Source organism: Escherichia sp. WS547 (genome assembly GCF_046486065.1).
Classification (GTDB): Bacteria; Pseudomonadota; Gammaproteobacteria; order Enterobacterales; family Enterobacteriaceae; genus Escherichia; species Escherichia coli.
The window spans coordinates 45,720-59,663 of the sequence record NZ_JBJQMA010000022.1; the positions used below are offsets into that span (position 1 = coordinate 45,720).

At 50.5% G+C, this 13,944-nt stretch carries 12 protein-coding genes; 7 read left to right on the plus strand and 5 right to left on the minus strand.

Annotated elements, in window-relative coordinates; genetic code table 11:
* Nucleotide 1 precedes the first annotated feature (1 nt).
* From ACJHWK_RS18170 to rmf, 5 genes are all read left to right on the plus strand, one after another.
* The gene (locus ACJHWK_RS18170; RefSeq protein ID WP_000053080.1) at nucleotides 2-1,909 is read left to right on the plus strand and encodes an ABC transporter ATP-binding protein; all 1,908 of its coding nucleotides are present in this window, start codon (nucleotides 2-4) and stop codon (nucleotides 1,907-1,909) included.
* Nucleotides 1,910-2,038: 129 nt separating this feature from the next.
* Nucleotides 2,039-3,292: a membrane integrity-associated transporter subunit PqiA gene (gene pqiA, locus ACJHWK_RS18175; protein WP_000333176.1), complete on the plus strand. Its 1,254-nt coding sequence runs from the start codon at nucleotides 2,039-2,041 to the stop codon at nucleotides 3,290-3,292.
* Nucleotides 3,293-3,296: 4 nt separating this feature from the next.
* A complete protein-coding gene (gene pqiB / locus ACJHWK_RS18180; protein ID WP_000445540.1) occupies nucleotides 3,297-4,937 on the plus strand; it encodes an intermembrane transport protein PqiB in 1,641 nt (546 codons plus the stop codon).
* A complete protein-coding gene (pqiC, locus tag ACJHWK_RS18185; RefSeq protein ID WP_000759123.1) occupies nucleotides 4,934-5,497 on the plus strand; it encodes a membrane integrity-associated transporter subunit PqiC in 564 nt (187 codons plus the stop codon). Before pqiB ends, pqiC begins: the two co-directional genes overlap by 4 nt.
* 255 nt (nucleotides 5,498-5,752) lie before the next feature.
* On the plus strand, nucleotides 5,753-5,920 hold the full coding sequence (gene rmf / locus ACJHWK_RS18190) for a ribosome modulation factor (protein ID WP_000828648.1): 168 nt from the start codon (nucleotides 5,753-5,755) through the stop codon (nucleotides 5,918-5,920).
* A 69-nt stretch (nucleotides 5,921-5,989) separates the two neighbouring features.
* Here rmf and fabA read toward each other — a convergent pair whose 3' ends face one another.
* Together fabA and ACJHWK_RS18200 are read right to left on the minus strand one after the other, a co-directional pair.
* On the minus strand, nucleotides 5,990-6,508 hold the full coding sequence (gene fabA / locus ACJHWK_RS18195) for a bifunctional 3-hydroxydecanoyl-ACP dehydratase/trans-2-decenoyl-ACP isomerase (RefSeq protein ID WP_000227927.1): 519 nt from the start codon (nucleotides 6,506-6,508) through the stop codon (nucleotides 5,990-5,992).
* Nucleotides 6,509-6,576: 68 nt separating this feature from the next.
* Complete coding sequence (locus ACJHWK_RS18200; RefSeq protein ID WP_000156476.1) at nucleotides 6,577-8,337, minus strand: Lon protease family protein; 1,761 nt, start codon at nucleotides 8,335-8,337, stop codon at nucleotides 6,577-6,579.
* A 185-nt stretch (nucleotides 8,338-8,522) separates the two neighbouring features.
* Here ACJHWK_RS18200 and matP point away from each other — a divergent pair, with 185 nt between their 5' ends.
* The gene (gene matP, locus ACJHWK_RS18205) at nucleotides 8,523-8,975 is read left to right on the plus strand and encodes a macrodomain Ter protein MatP (protein ID WP_000877161.1); all 453 of its coding nucleotides are present in this window, start codon (nucleotides 8,523-8,525) and stop codon (nucleotides 8,973-8,975) included.
* Between the two features lie 74 nt (nucleotides 8,976-9,049).
* Here matP and ompA read toward each other — a convergent pair whose 3' ends face one another.
* On the minus strand, nucleotides 9,050-10,102 hold the full coding sequence (gene ompA / locus ACJHWK_RS18210; RefSeq protein WP_000750418.1) for a porin OmpA: 1,053 nt from the start codon (nucleotides 10,100-10,102) through the stop codon (nucleotides 9,050-9,052).
* A gap of 356 nt (nucleotides 10,103-10,458) precedes the next feature.
* Nucleotides 10,459-10,968, minus strand: coding sequence for an SOS-induced cell division inhibitor SulA (gene sulA / locus ACJHWK_RS18215; RefSeq protein ID WP_000288710.1), 510 nt, complete (start codon nucleotides 10,966-10,968; stop codon nucleotides 10,459-10,461).
* A gap of 218 nt (nucleotides 10,969-11,186) precedes the next feature.
* On the opposite strand from sulA, the gene sxy reads away from it, so the two are divergent.
* The gene (gene sxy / locus ACJHWK_RS18220; protein ID WP_000839153.1) at nucleotides 11,187-11,816 is read left to right on the plus strand and encodes a CRP-S regulon transcriptional coactivator Sxy; all 630 of its coding nucleotides are present in this window, start codon (nucleotides 11,187-11,189) and stop codon (nucleotides 11,814-11,816) included.
* Here sxy and yccS read toward each other — a convergent pair.
* Nucleotides 11,779-13,941 carry a YccS family putative transporter gene (gene yccS / locus ACJHWK_RS18225; protein WP_000875041.1) on the minus strand — a complete coding sequence of 721 codons (2,163 nt, stop codon included), beginning with the start codon at nucleotides 13,939-13,941 and terminating at the stop codon, nucleotides 11,779-11,781. The two genes, sxy and yccS, sit on opposite strands and share 38 nt — an antisense overlap.
* Nucleotides 13,942-13,944: the final 3 nt, after the last annotated feature.

The following is a 13,944-nucleotide window of genomic DNA, read 5'->3' on the forward strand; positions in this document are numbered from 1 at the left end:
AATGTCATTAATCAGTATGCATGGCGCATGGCTGTCGTTCAGCGACGCGCCGCTTCTCGATAACGCAGAACTGCATATCGAAGATAACGAACGTGTTTGTCTGGTAGGCCGCAACGGCGCAGGCAAATCGACGTTAATGAAAATCCTCAACCGTGAACAAGGGCTGGATGACGGTCGCATTATTTACGAGCAAGATTTGATTGTAGCTCGTCTGCAACAGGATCCGCCGCGTAACGTTGAGGGGAGTGTTTATGATTTCGTTGCCGAAGGCATTGAAGAACAAGCGGAATACCTGAAACGCTATCACGATATTTCGCGCCTGGTGATGAACGACCCGAGCGAGAAAAATCTCAACGAACTGGCGAAGGTTCAGGAACAGTTGGATCACCACAACCTGTGGCAGCTGGAAAACCGCATTAACGAAGTGCTGGCGCAACTGGGGTTAGATCCTAACGTTGCGCTGTCGTCGCTTTCCGGCGGCTGGTTGCGTAAAGCGGCATTAGGACGCGCGCTGGTGAGCAATCCGCGCGTATTGCTGCTCGACGAACCGACTAACCACCTGGATATCGAAACCATCGACTGGCTGGAAGGATTCCTTAAAACCTTCAATGGGACGATAATTTTCATCTCCCACGACCGTTCGTTTATCCGCAATATGGCGACGCGCATTGTTGATCTCGATCGCGGCAAGCTTGTGACCTATCCTGGGAATTACGACCAGTACCTGCTGGAAAAAGAAGAAGCCCTGCGCGTGGAAGAACTACAAAATGCCGAGTTCGATCGCAAACTGGCGCAGGAAGAGGTGTGGATCCGCCAGGGGATCAAAGCACGCCGTACCCGTAATGAAGGCCGCGTACGCGCCCTGAAAGCAATGCGTCGCGAGCGTGGCGAACGTCGCGAAGTGATGGGTACCGCAAAAATGCAGGTGGAAGAAGCCAGTCGCTCCGGTAAGATCGTTTTCGAAATGGAAGACGTTTGCTACCAGGTTGACGGTAAGCAACTGGTGAAAGATTTTTCGGCCCAGGTTCTACGTGGCGACAAAATTGCCCTGATTGGCCCGAATGGGTGCGGCAAAACCACGCTGCTGAAACTGATGCTCGGTCAGCTTCAGGCGGACAGCGGGCGTATTCACGTTGGCACCAAACTGGAAGTGGCTTATTTCGATCAGCACCGTGCGGAACTGGATCCCGATAAAACGGTGATGGATAACCTTGCTGAAGGTAAGCAAGAGGTGATGGTTAACGGCAAGCCACGCCATGTTTTGGGCTATTTGCAGGACTTCCTGTTCCATCCGAAACGGGCAATGACGCCGGTACGTGCGCTTTCTGGCGGTGAGCGTAACCGCTTGTTGTTGGCGCGTTTGTTCCTCAAACCAAGCAACTTATTGATTCTTGACGAACCGACCAACGATCTTGATGTTGAAACGCTGGAACTGCTGGAAGAACTGATCGACAGCTACCAGGGCACGGTATTGCTGGTGAGCCACGATCGTCAGTTTGTCGATAACACCGTTACAGAATGCTGGATCTTCGAAGGCGGCGGTAAAATTGGTCGTTATGTCGGCGGTTATCATGATGCCCGTGGTCAGCAAGAACAGTATGTGGCGCTCAAACAGCCTGCGGTGAAAAAAATCGAAGAAGCCGCCGCGCCAAAAGCAGAAACTGTAAAACGCAGCAGTAGCAAACTAAGCTATAAATTGCAGCGCGAACTGGAGCAGCTACCGCAATTGCTCGAAGATCTGGAGGCGAAGCTGGAAGCCCTACAGACGCAGGTGGCGGATGCTTCCTTCTTCAGTCAGCCCCATGAGCAGACACAAAAAGTGCTCGCCGATATGGCTGCTGCAGAGCAGGAGCTGGAGCAAGCCTTTGAACGCTGGGAGTATCTTGAAGCGTTAAAAAATGGTGGCTGATCGCAAAATAGTCGATTTAAACAGAGACAGCTGACAACGGTAAAATTGCCTGATGAACTGGGTTTATCAGGCATGAAAACCAACACTTTGTTAGTCATCTGTAAAATAGCGCATCATTAAGGAGTACCAATGTGCGAACATCATCATGCCGCGAAGCACATCCTGTGCTCGCAGTGTGACATGCTGGTGGCGTTACCGCGCCTTGAGCATGGTCAGAAAGCGGCATGTCCCCGGTGTGGCACAACGTTAACCGTGGCGTGGGATGCCCCTCGGCAGCGTCCCACCGCCTATGCGTTGGCTGCACTGTTCATGCTGTTGCTGTCCAACTTGTTTCCTTTTGTGAATATGAACGTTGCAGGAGTTACCAGTGAAATTACATTACTGGAAATTCCCGGCGTGCTTTTTTCTGAGGACTACGCCAGCCTCGGCACCTTTTTCCTGTTGTTTGTGCAACTGGTTCCCGCGTTTTGTCTGATAACCATTCTGTTACTGGTGAATCGCGCGGAATTACCGGTCCGTTTAAAAGAGCAACTGGCACGGGTGCTTTTTCAACTCAAAACCTGGGGAATGGCGGAGATTTTCCTCGCGGGTGTGCTGGTCAGTTTCGTTAAACTGATGGCCTACGGCAGCATTGGTGTCGGCAGCAGCTTTCTCCCCTGGTGTTTATTTTGTGTCCTGCAACTGCGCGCCTTTCAGTGCGTTGATCGTCGCTGGTTATGGGACGATATCGCCCCGATGCCAGAACTGCGCCAGCCGCTAAAACCTGGCGTCACGGGGATACGTCAGGGGCTGCGTTCGTGCTCCTGTTGTACGGCAATCCTTCCTGCTGACGAACCTGTGTGCCCGCGTTGTAGTACCAAAGGGTACGTTCGACGTAGAAACAGCCTGCAATGGACACTCGCGCTGCTTGTTACGTCCATCATGCTGTATCTTCCGGCTAATATTTTGCCCATCATGGTGACGGATTTATTAGGCTCGAAGATGCCATCGACGATTCTCGCTGGGGTCATCCTGTTATGGAGCGAAGGCTCTTACCCCGTCGCTGCGGTTATCTTTCTGGCCAGTATTATGGTGCCAACGTTAAAGATGATCGCCATAGCGTGGTTGTGTTGGGATGCCAAAGGGCATGGCAAGCGCGACAGTGAAAGAATGCATTTGATTTATGAAGTTGTTGAGTTTGTAGGCCGCTGGTCGATGATTGACGTTTTCGTTATCGCGGTGCTCTCGGCGCTGGTGCGTATGGGAGGTTTAATGAGTATTTATCCGGCAATGGGTGCATTAATGTTTGCTTTAGTCGTCATAATGACAATGTTTTCTGCTATGACGTTTGACCCGCGTTTGTCGTGGGATCGTCAACCTGAATCAGAGCATGAGGAGTCCTGACAGTATGGAATCTAATAATGGGGAAGCCAAAATCCAGAAAGTGAAGAACTGGTCTCCCGTGTGGATATTTCCTATCGTCACGGCGCTCATTGGGGCCTGGGTTCTTTTTTATCATTACAGCCATCAGGGGCCGGAAGTGACCCTGATCACCGCGAATGCGGAAGGAATAGAAGGTGGTAAAACCACCATTAAAAGCCGTAGCGTTGACGTCGGCGTGGTTGAAAGCGCCACACTGGCTGATGATTTGACGCACGTTGAAATCAAAGCGCGGCTGAATTCCGGTATGGAAAAATTGCTGCATAAAGATACCGTCTTTTGGGTGGTTAAACCGCAGATTGGTCGAGAAGGGATTAGCGGCCTGGGAACTCTGCTGTCTGGTGTTTATATCGAACTGCAGCCAGGCGCGAAAGGCAGCAAAATGGATAAATACGATTTGCTGGACTCACCACCGTTGGCCCCGCCTGATGCGAAAGGTATCCGTGTGATTCTCGATAGCAAAAAAGCCGGGCAGCTCTCGCCAGGAGATCCCGTGCTGTTCCGTGGCTATCGGGTAGGTTCGGTTGAAACCAGCACCTTCGATACGCAAAAACGCAATATCAGCTATCAACTGTTCATCAATGCACCTTATGACCGACTGGTGACCAGCAATGTTCGCTTCTGGAAAGATAGTGGCATTGCGGTTGATCTGACGTCAGCGGGGATGCGTGTGGAGATGGGCTCATTGACAACGCTGCTTAGTGGCGGTGTTAGCTTTGATGTGCCGGAAGGTCTGGATTTAGGGCAGCCAGTGGCACCGAAAACAGCTTTCGTTTTGTATGATGATCAGAAGAGCATTCAGGATTCGTTGTACACCGATCACATTGATTATCTGATGTTCTTTAAAGATTCGGTACGCGGCCTGCAACCGGGAGCTCCGGTAGAATTCCGGGGTATTCGCCTTGGTACCGTAAGCAAAGTGCCATTCTTTGCACCGAATATGCGTCAGACATTTAACGATGATTACCGTATTCCGGTACTGATTCGTATCGAGCCAGAGCGGCTGAAAATGCAGCTTGGCGAAAATGCGGATGTTGTTGAGCACCTTGGCGAATTGTTGAAACGTGGTTTACGCGGATCGCTGAAAACCGGAAACCTGGTCACTGGCGCACTGTATGTTGATCTCGATTTCTATCCAAATACGCCTGCAATAACCGGTATTCGTGAATTTAATGGCTATCAGATTATCCCGACCGTTAGCGGCGGTCTGGCGCAAATCCAACAACGACTGATGGAAGCGTTGGATAAGATCAACAAACTGCCATTGAATCCGATGATTGAACAGGCAACCAGTACGCTTTCTGAAAGTCAGCGCACAATGAAAAACCTGCAAACGACGCTGGATAGCATGAACAAGATCCTCGCCAGCCAGTCGATGCAGCAGCTGCCGATGGATATGCAGTCAACGTTGCGTGAATTGAATCGCAGCATGCAGGGCTTCCAGCCTGGCTCCGCAGCCTACAACAAGATGGTGGCGGATATGCAGCGCCTTGATCAGGTGTTGCGAGAACTGCAACCGGTGCTGAAAACGCTCAATGAGAAGAGTAACGCGCTGGTATTTGAAGCGAAGGACAAAAAAGATCCAGAGCCGAAGAGGGCGAAACAATGAAAAAGTGGCTAGTGACGATTGCAGCACTGTGGCTGGCCGGATGCAGCTCCGGCGAAATTAATAAAAACTATTACCAGTTACCTGTGGTGCAGAGCGGTACACAAAGTACCGCCAGCCAGGGTAATCGCCTGTTATGGGTAGAGCAGGTCACTGTTCCTGACTATCTGGCGGGGAATGGTGTGGTTTATCAAACCAGTGATGTGAAGTATGTGATTGCCAACAACAACTTGTGGGCCAGCCCGTTGGATCAACAGTTGCGCAACACTCTGGTTGCCAACCTGAGCACGCAACTGCCCGGCTGGGTGGTTGCCTCCCAGCCTCTGGGAAGCGCCCAGGATACGCTCAATGTTACCGTAACGGAGTTTAACGGGCGATATGATGGCAAGGTCATTGTCAGTGGTGAGTGGCTGTTGAACCACCAGGGACAACTGATCAAACGTCCGTTCCGTCTGGAAGGGGTGCAAACTCAGGATGGTTACGATGAAATGGTTAAAGTGCTGGCCAGTGTCTGGAGTCAGGAAGCCGCTTCTATTGCGCAAGAGATAAAGCGTCTACCGTAATCATAAAGATTTGTAAATATAACCGTCTCCGGTATGTTGCCTGAGGCGGTTTTTTTGTTTCTAACTTGCGGAAAAAGTTGTTCCTCTTCACATTTTTTGTACAACTGACATGCCCGTGTAGCTCACAAATATGACAGTGGCGTGAATTTTGCGCATTGACGGCAGTTATGATTCGCGGTATTGCTTAACTGTGATTGCACATTTAGTAATCACTGTTTTCTTTTCCACCAGAAACCAGTATGAGGGAAACGAGGCATGAAGAGACAAAAACGAGATCGCCTGGAACGGGCACATCAACGTGGTTATCAGGCCGGCATCGCCGGACGCTCAAAAGAAATGTGTCCCTATCAGACGCTGAATCAAAGGTCACAATGGCTGGGAGGCTGGCGAGAAGCCATGGCGGACAGGGTAGTAATGGCCTGATTCTGTCTCTTTAAAAAGAAACCTCCGCATTGCGGAGGTTTCGCCTTTTGATACTCTGTCTGATTATAATCAGAAGGCAGACGTATCCTGGAACAGACCGACTTTCAGGTCGCTGGCGGTATAGATCAGACGACCATCAACCAGCACTTCGCCATCCGCCAGGCCCATAATCAGACGACGGTTAACAATGCGTTTAAAGTGAATACGGTAGGTCACTTTTTTCGCTGTCGGCAGTACCTGACCAGTGAATTTCACTTCGCCAACGCCCAGCGCGCGGCCTTTACCTTCGCCGCCCAGCCAGCCGAGGTAGAACCCTACCAGCTGCCACATTGCGTCCAGGCCCAGACATCCTGGCATAACCGGATCACCAATGAAGTGGCATCCGAAGAACCACAGATCCGGATTGATATCCAGTTCTGCTTCAACATACCCTTTGTCGAAGTTACCACCCGTTTCGGTCATTTTGACCACACGGTCCATCATCAGCATGTTCGGTGCTGGCAATTGCGGACCTTTAGCGCCAAACAGTTCACCGCGACCAGAGGCAAGAAGGTCTTCTTTTGTATAGGATTCGCGTTTATCTACCATGTTCTCTGTAAGCCTTATTTTATTGAAGCACGCAGGATAGCTAACACGTGTACGCTGAACAAGTCCGATCAGTTCGGAATAAACCAGTTCAGCCAACGTAATGGCCATGGAAAACGGTGACGTCCTTCCTGTTGCGATGCTTGCGCGATACGTTCCTGGATGGTTTGCATCAGCGTCGTTTGGCCTTCGCCATCCCACACCAGATTTAATAATAACGGCAGTGCGTCAGTTACATCGTCTACTGCCCAGATGGTGAATTTGCCTTCTTCTACCGCTTTCACCAGTTCACTGTGAAGACTTAAATGGCGAATGTTAGCAGTGGGGATAATGACACCTTGTTTCCCGGTTAACTCACGTTGCTGGCAAATAGCAAAGAAGCCTTCGATTTTCTCATTTAAACCACCGACCGGCTGGGCACGACCGAACTGATCGACTGAACCTGTGATAGCGATACTCTGATTCACCGGCACATCGGCGAGGGCGCTTATCAGGGCGCAGAGTTCAGCCATCGAGGCACTATCGCCATCCACTTCACTGTATGACTGCTCAAATGTCAGCGATGCTGAGAAGGGGATCTGTTGCTCAAGCTGTAGTTCCGACATCAGGAACGCCTGCATGATCATCATCCCTTTCGCATGGATATTGCCGCCAAGCTCCGCTTTGCGTTCGATGTCGGTGAATTCACCATCGCCAATATGCACAACGCAGCTAATGCGAGAAGGTTCGCCAAAAGCGCGTGGATGACCCGGAAATTCAATGACCGAAAGGGCGTTAATTTGCCCGATGCGTTCGCCTTCGGTTTCAATCAGGATTTGCTCCTGAAGAATCTCATCCTGCATGCGTTCAGCGAGGAAACCTTCGCGCCATTCACGCTGCTGTAGCATTAAGTTTAGCTGCTCGCCGGAGAAGGTGTCGCCATCGCACAGGGAGGCGACCTCTTTACACTGGCGGAGGATCCACTGCGGGCTAAGCGGAAGTGTTTCTTGTTCACCGGTGTAGCGTGCTGCTTCGCGGATAAGCACCGGCCAGGCATCCGCTCCCGGTGCAGGTAAGTGATTATGTCTGGCGGTCAATGTTACCCAGCGACACCACTGGCTTACTGACTCCGCATCGACAATCTGCAGAGTATCTTCAAATTCGCTATAAATAGCCTGCTCTGAAAGCTCTGGTTCCATCTCCTGGAAATCAGCCAATGATTCGCGTTCGCCTACCAGAATGACTTTCAGCTTCAATGGCATCGAAGGCACAGAGACGGGGAGAGGGCGCGACTCATCAAACGCAACCCAGTCAAAACGCTCGCGGTTAACGATATTTTTCAGCCGCATCCACAGCAGAGGTTGCGCCAGCAGTGTACGCAAAGAGATGATGAGAATACCGCCATTTGCCTGATGCACCAGACCTGGCTGCAGGGTAATGTCGCCATTAAACTGGCGCAGGCAGCCAAAGAGTTGTTCCGCTTCTACCCAGTCGGCAGCGACAACTTGCGTTAAAGTCGCAAAATTATCATCTGCACTCACTGCGTTACGTAAGCGGATGGTGTGCCCGGAAACCTCATAGTGACCGCCCACCAGTTGGCCTGCATCGCTTTGTAGCGCACGCGCGGCATCGGCAATAAGATTCAGATACTCAGACTCTTCCGGGGCCTTCGCCAGCATAAAAGAGGAGGATGCTCGCGTATGCAGCAACTGCTCCAGCGCAAATTGCAGTCGCGGTTGAGTATCACTGAATAAAGGATCGTTTTCGTCAATCAAATGTGGCTGAGCAAATATTTCCTGATAGCTATCGGTATCAGGAACCAGGTCACGCCATGCAAGTTTCGTAATGGTCAAAGTTGATGTTTTTTAGTCTGTTGTCAAAGCCGCGATTATACCGTAACCGGCACTGCAGCACACGTAGAAAGCACCGACAATACTCCTGGCATGGGCGTTAAAGCTCACAGGATGGAGATTCTTTTCTTCACTGGCCCAAAAAGCTGATATTCTGTAAAGAGTTACACGGTAACATTGAGATCGCTATGAAATATCAACAACTTGAAAATCTTGAAAGCGGTTGGAAATGGAAGTATCTGGTGAAGAAGCATCGCGAAGGGGAGTTAATCACCCGTTACATAGAAGCCAGTGCCGCCCAGGAAGCCGTCGATGTGTTGCTCTCGCTGGAAAATGAACCCGTGCTGGTAAATGGCTGGATTGACAAGCATATGAATCCGGAACTGGTCAATCGCATGAAGCAAACCATTCGGGCCAGACGGAAGCGCCATTTTAATGCGGAACACCAGCATACGCGCAAAAAATCGATCGATCTGGAATTTATTGTCTGGCAACGTCTGGCTGGTCTTGCGCAGCGTCGCGGTAAAACGCTTTCTGAAACGATTGTTCAGCTGATTGAAGATGCGGAAAACAAAGAGAAATACGCGAATAAAATGTCTTCTTTGAAGCAGGATCTGCAGGCATTGCTGGGTAAGGAATAACTGACGAAAGTCAGTTCAATTTTCTATAGACGAAAAAAAACCCCGCAGCAGCGGGGTTTTTACCAGACGAGAACTTAAGCCTGCGGCTGAGTTACAACGTCTTTGATGCCTTTAACTTCGATCTCTACGCGACGATCCGGAGCCAGGCAGTCGATCAGTGCAGCACGCTGTTTCACGTTGTCACAGGTGTTGCCAGTAACCGGGTTGGATTCGCCCATACCACGTGCGGAGATTTTGTCTGCCGGGATACCTTTAGAGATCAGGTAATCAACAACAGACTGAGCACGGCGCTCGGACAGACCCTGGTTGTAAGCGTCAGAACCGATGCGGTCGGTGTAACCCAGAACAACTACGGAACCGTCTTTCGGATCCAGGTTGCTCAGCTGGCTGTACAGCTGATCCAGAGCAGCCTGACCTTCCGGTTTCAGGGTTGCTTTGTTGAAGGTGAACAGAACGTCAGACTTCAGAGTGAAGTGCTTGGTCTGTACTTCCGGTGCCGGAGCTGGAGCCGGAGCAACTACTGGAGCTGCTTCGCCCTGACCGAAACGGTAGGAAACACCCAGGCTCAGCATGCCGTTGTCCGGACGAGTACCGATGGTGTGTGCGTCACCGATGTTGTTGGTCCACTGGTATTCCAGACGGGTAGCGATTTCAGGAGTGATCGCATACTCAACACCGCCAGCGAAGACCGGAGAAACGCCGGTATCGTGGTCTTTAAAAGATGCGCCACCAGGTACGTTAGCCTTGGTGTCTGCACGCCATACCATACCACCCAGACGAGTGTAGATGTCCAGATCGTCAGTGATTGGGTAACCCAGTTTAGCGGTCAGCTGAACGCCCTGAGCTTTGTATGCGCCGTTGATGTTGTCGCCTTTGTACGGCATACGACCTAACCAGTCGTAACCCATTTCAAAGCCAACATACGGGTTAACCTGGTAACCACCAAAAGCACCTGCACCCAGTTGGTTTTCGTGGGTCGGACCATTGTTAGGAATAAAACCAGTGTCATGGTACTGGGACCAGCCCAGTTTAGCACCAGTGTACCAGGTGTTATCTTTCGGAGCGGCCTGCGCTACGGTAGCGAAACCAGCCAGTGCCACTGCAATCGCGATAGCTGTCTTTTTCATTTTTTGCGCCTCGTTATCATCCAAAATACGCCATGAATATCTCCAACGAGATAACACGGTTAAATCCTTCACCGGGGGATCTGCTCAATATTAACTCTACCGATATCTTCGGCTTATGCCGAGCACCCCTGGCGATGTAAAGTCTACAACGTAGTTGAAAACTTACAAGTGTGAACTCCGTCAGGCATATGAAAAAAAAGTCTTGTATAAGGTACGTTTAATCTTTTTTGTCAGCGACAATTTACAGAAGAAAATCGCGGAAACCGCTTCAGACAAGCCTCCGCAAGGAAAATTAGTCACGACTGAAAGCATTGGCTGGGCGACAAAAAAAGTTCCAGGATTAATCCTAAATTTACTTAATGATACAAATTAGAGTGAATTTTTAGCCCGGAAAGTTGTCTCGTTGCGTGAGAGGATGCGCTTACCGGACGCATAATAAACCCCATAGCGTTACCTTCATTTGCCGCATCAACAAGTTCAGCATGCTCTTCTTCAGTCAAATCATCTGCCAACCAACCGATCACCACGCTGTAATTGCCCGTGCGTAAAGCGCGAACCATTGACTCCACGGTGTGGCAAGGGGAGAGCTGGCTAATCTGCATTACTTTCGTTAAGGGTAGCCCAGATGCCTGAACCCATTCGCGACTCAGTTTTTGTTGCGGTGTTAACCAAAGTTGCCAGCGCGATTGCTGACCGAGTTGCTGTAACAATGGCAACAGTAGAAGTTGCGTCATCATGGGCTGATCTTCGCGATAGACAACTTCACTGATAAGCCCGGCTGTAGTGTTTTCCGTAGAGACACGCGCAATTTTACTTGCTGCGGATGAGAACGACGAAGAACGATGTGCATAGCCTGAAGTGTACATAATCAATCCAGCCCCTGTGAGTTACTGTATGGATGTACAGTACATCCAGTGACAACAAAGATCAACCCTATTTTCGGAAAGAGCCTCGCAAATTTTGTCGTTGGTGACGGGAAAACATAAATTAATCTTGCCCCTTAAGAATAAGTTGCCTATTTTCGTAGTTAACGGATCCGTTAATGTGAATCATTCTTTTATGTTATGATTTTAAAAGGAATTTTATGAAAAGCCTCTCCTATAAGCGGATCTATAAATCACAAGAATACCTGGCAACGTTGGGCACAATTGAATACCGATCATTGTTTGGTAGTTACAGCCTGACCGTTGACGACACGGTGTTTGCGATGGTTTCTGATGGTGAGTTGTATCTTCGGGCTTGTGAGCAAAGTGCACAGTACTGTGTAAAACATCCGCCTGTCTGGCTGACATATAAAAAGTGTGGCCGATCCGTTACCCTCAATTACTATCGGGTTGATGAAAGTCTATGGCGAAATCAACTGAAGCTGGTGCGTCTGTCGAAATATTCTCTCGATGCAGCGCTGAAAGAGAAAAGCACGCGCAATACCCGGGAAAGACTGAAAGATTTGCCCAATATGTCTTTTCATCTGGAAGCGATTCTCGGGGAGGTGGGGATTAAGGATGTACGGGCGTTACGTATACTTGGGGCAAAAATGTGTTGGTTGCGACTGCGGCAGCAAAACAGTCTGGTGACAGAAAAGATTCTGTTTATGCTTGAAGGGGCCATTATCGGCATTCATGAAGCTGCGCTCCCGGTGGCACGCCGCCAGGAGCTTGCAGAATGGGCTGACTCTCTTACGCCGAAACAGGAGTTTCCTGCGGAACTTGAGTAATCTGGCGTTGCAGACGACCAATCTCTGGCAGTAATGCAATCAATAACCCAACTTGTTGTACGACCAGAGGTTCTTTGCTGTCTGCCCGAGGTTCAAGTTGCTGCATCCGCTGTTTCAGGCCAGCTAATGCCTGATTGACGCGTTCTTCATCAGCAGGTTGATGATGTAGCGCGTCATCAACATAGCAAACGGCGTCATCAAGAAACGCCAGAATTTCAGGATTAGTTAACTGCTCCCGGTGAGCACCGAGGGCTGAGATATAGCTGGTAAACGTATGGTTAAGGCACAGCAACCGAAACGCGGCTTCGCGAATTTGCGGGGTAACGTTCGGTTCGCTGGACATATTTGATACCACCGACGCCAGTTCAGCATCACGGTTGTGTGCATCGCGGCGGGCAATACGATACGCCAGACGGTTATCACGCCCCTGATGGTATTGTTCCAGTATGGCATCGAGATACCGACAGTTGGCCTCTGTGGCGCGTTCGAGCATTCGCGGCAGATTGCGAAACTTCCAGTCAGGCCAGATGTAGCTCACCGCCGCCCACGCAATGGCACAACCAATCAGCGTATCGATTACGCGAGGTAACGCCACTTCAAAACCTTCACCCAGCAAGTTAAAACACAGTAGCACCAAAAGTGTGATGAACATCGTTGCATGGGCGTATTGCACATTACGGAAGGCAAAAAAGAGCACGCCGGTAATAACCAGCAGCACCAGCTGCCCTTCCAGTGATGGCACAAACCACAGCACAGGAATGCCAATTGCGATACCTACCAGCGTACCAATAATCCTTAACTTCAGGCGGTGGCGCGTGGCGTTATAGTTTGGCTGGCAGACAAACAAACTTGTCAGCAAGATCCAATACCCGTGATGCATTCCGGTTATCTGAATGATGGCGTAGCCGAAGCACAACACCAGCGACATTCTTACCGCATGACGGAAGAGGGCGGATTCCGGCGTGAAGTGACGGCTAAGACGCAGCCAGATATCACTCAATCCGTGCGGGCTGTCATCAGCGAGCTCATTTTCGTCATTATTATGGGGCAGTGCCTGGGCCTGTTCTGATTCAATTGTTGCCAGTTGGGCATCAATAGCGCGTAAATTGTTCAGCAAAAATCCCAGTGTTTTGAGTAAATCGGCAGGTGCGCCGTTATCGCGCATCCGCTCCAGCGCAGCATCAATATGCGTAAAAGCGCGCTCGAAATGCGGATCATGTTGATAAGGCTGACGCAACAAAATACAGCGTGACAGTTGCTGGCACGCCTGGCCCTGCATCGACATCAGCCGCTGAAAACGGAACAGCACGTCGCTGTGGCGAAAATGTTCACGCAATGTTTGATACTGAATATGAGAAGAGCTGGCACGCTCGTGAATATCCTGCGCGACGAAGTAATAATGCAGCGTGCGACGCGTTCCCCGTTGACCACGATCGCCACGTAAGCGGGTCAGCAGCGAGAGTTTCGTCTGATTCAATGTCGCCATCAGCTGACCGTTGGCGAGAGCCAAATCGTACAGCGGTGCCTGGCTTTCATCTTCAATATCAGGATCAAACATGCGCGACTTGAGCTCAAGGTAACGCGCCAGTTGTTCATAGCAACGCGCCAGGTTGTCCTGCAGCGGGCGGACCGGGAACAGTAGATGACCAATAAGTGTCAGGACGTTGTACCAGACGGCACCGGCCAGCAGATACATCGGCTGCTGATACCAGTGCTCATACAGTGACGTCCCCAACATAGTGTAAATGGCGATCAGTAACGCACCGAAGGCAATTGTTGCATAGCGTTGACCCAGACCGCCGAGCAAAATGAAGCCGCTGGTTGAGAGCGTTAAGCCAATCGCAAATAGCCAGGGCCAGGGAAACAGCAGTTCTACTGAGGCCGAGGCGATAAAAAAGCAGAACAGCGTAATGATGAGGTTACGCAAACGTCCCGCCAGCCGGTCATCGAGATCGGTCAGCGCCGCTGCCACCATCCCCAGCGTCAGCGGAATCGTCAGTTTTACATCACCCAGCCACCACGGAAACGCTGTGGTTCCACAAAGCGCAATAAAAATACGCGCGTAATACAGCCAGGCGCTGTTCCAGGTATAGCGTTTGAGCAAAGGACTTAGCATAAAGGCCATATT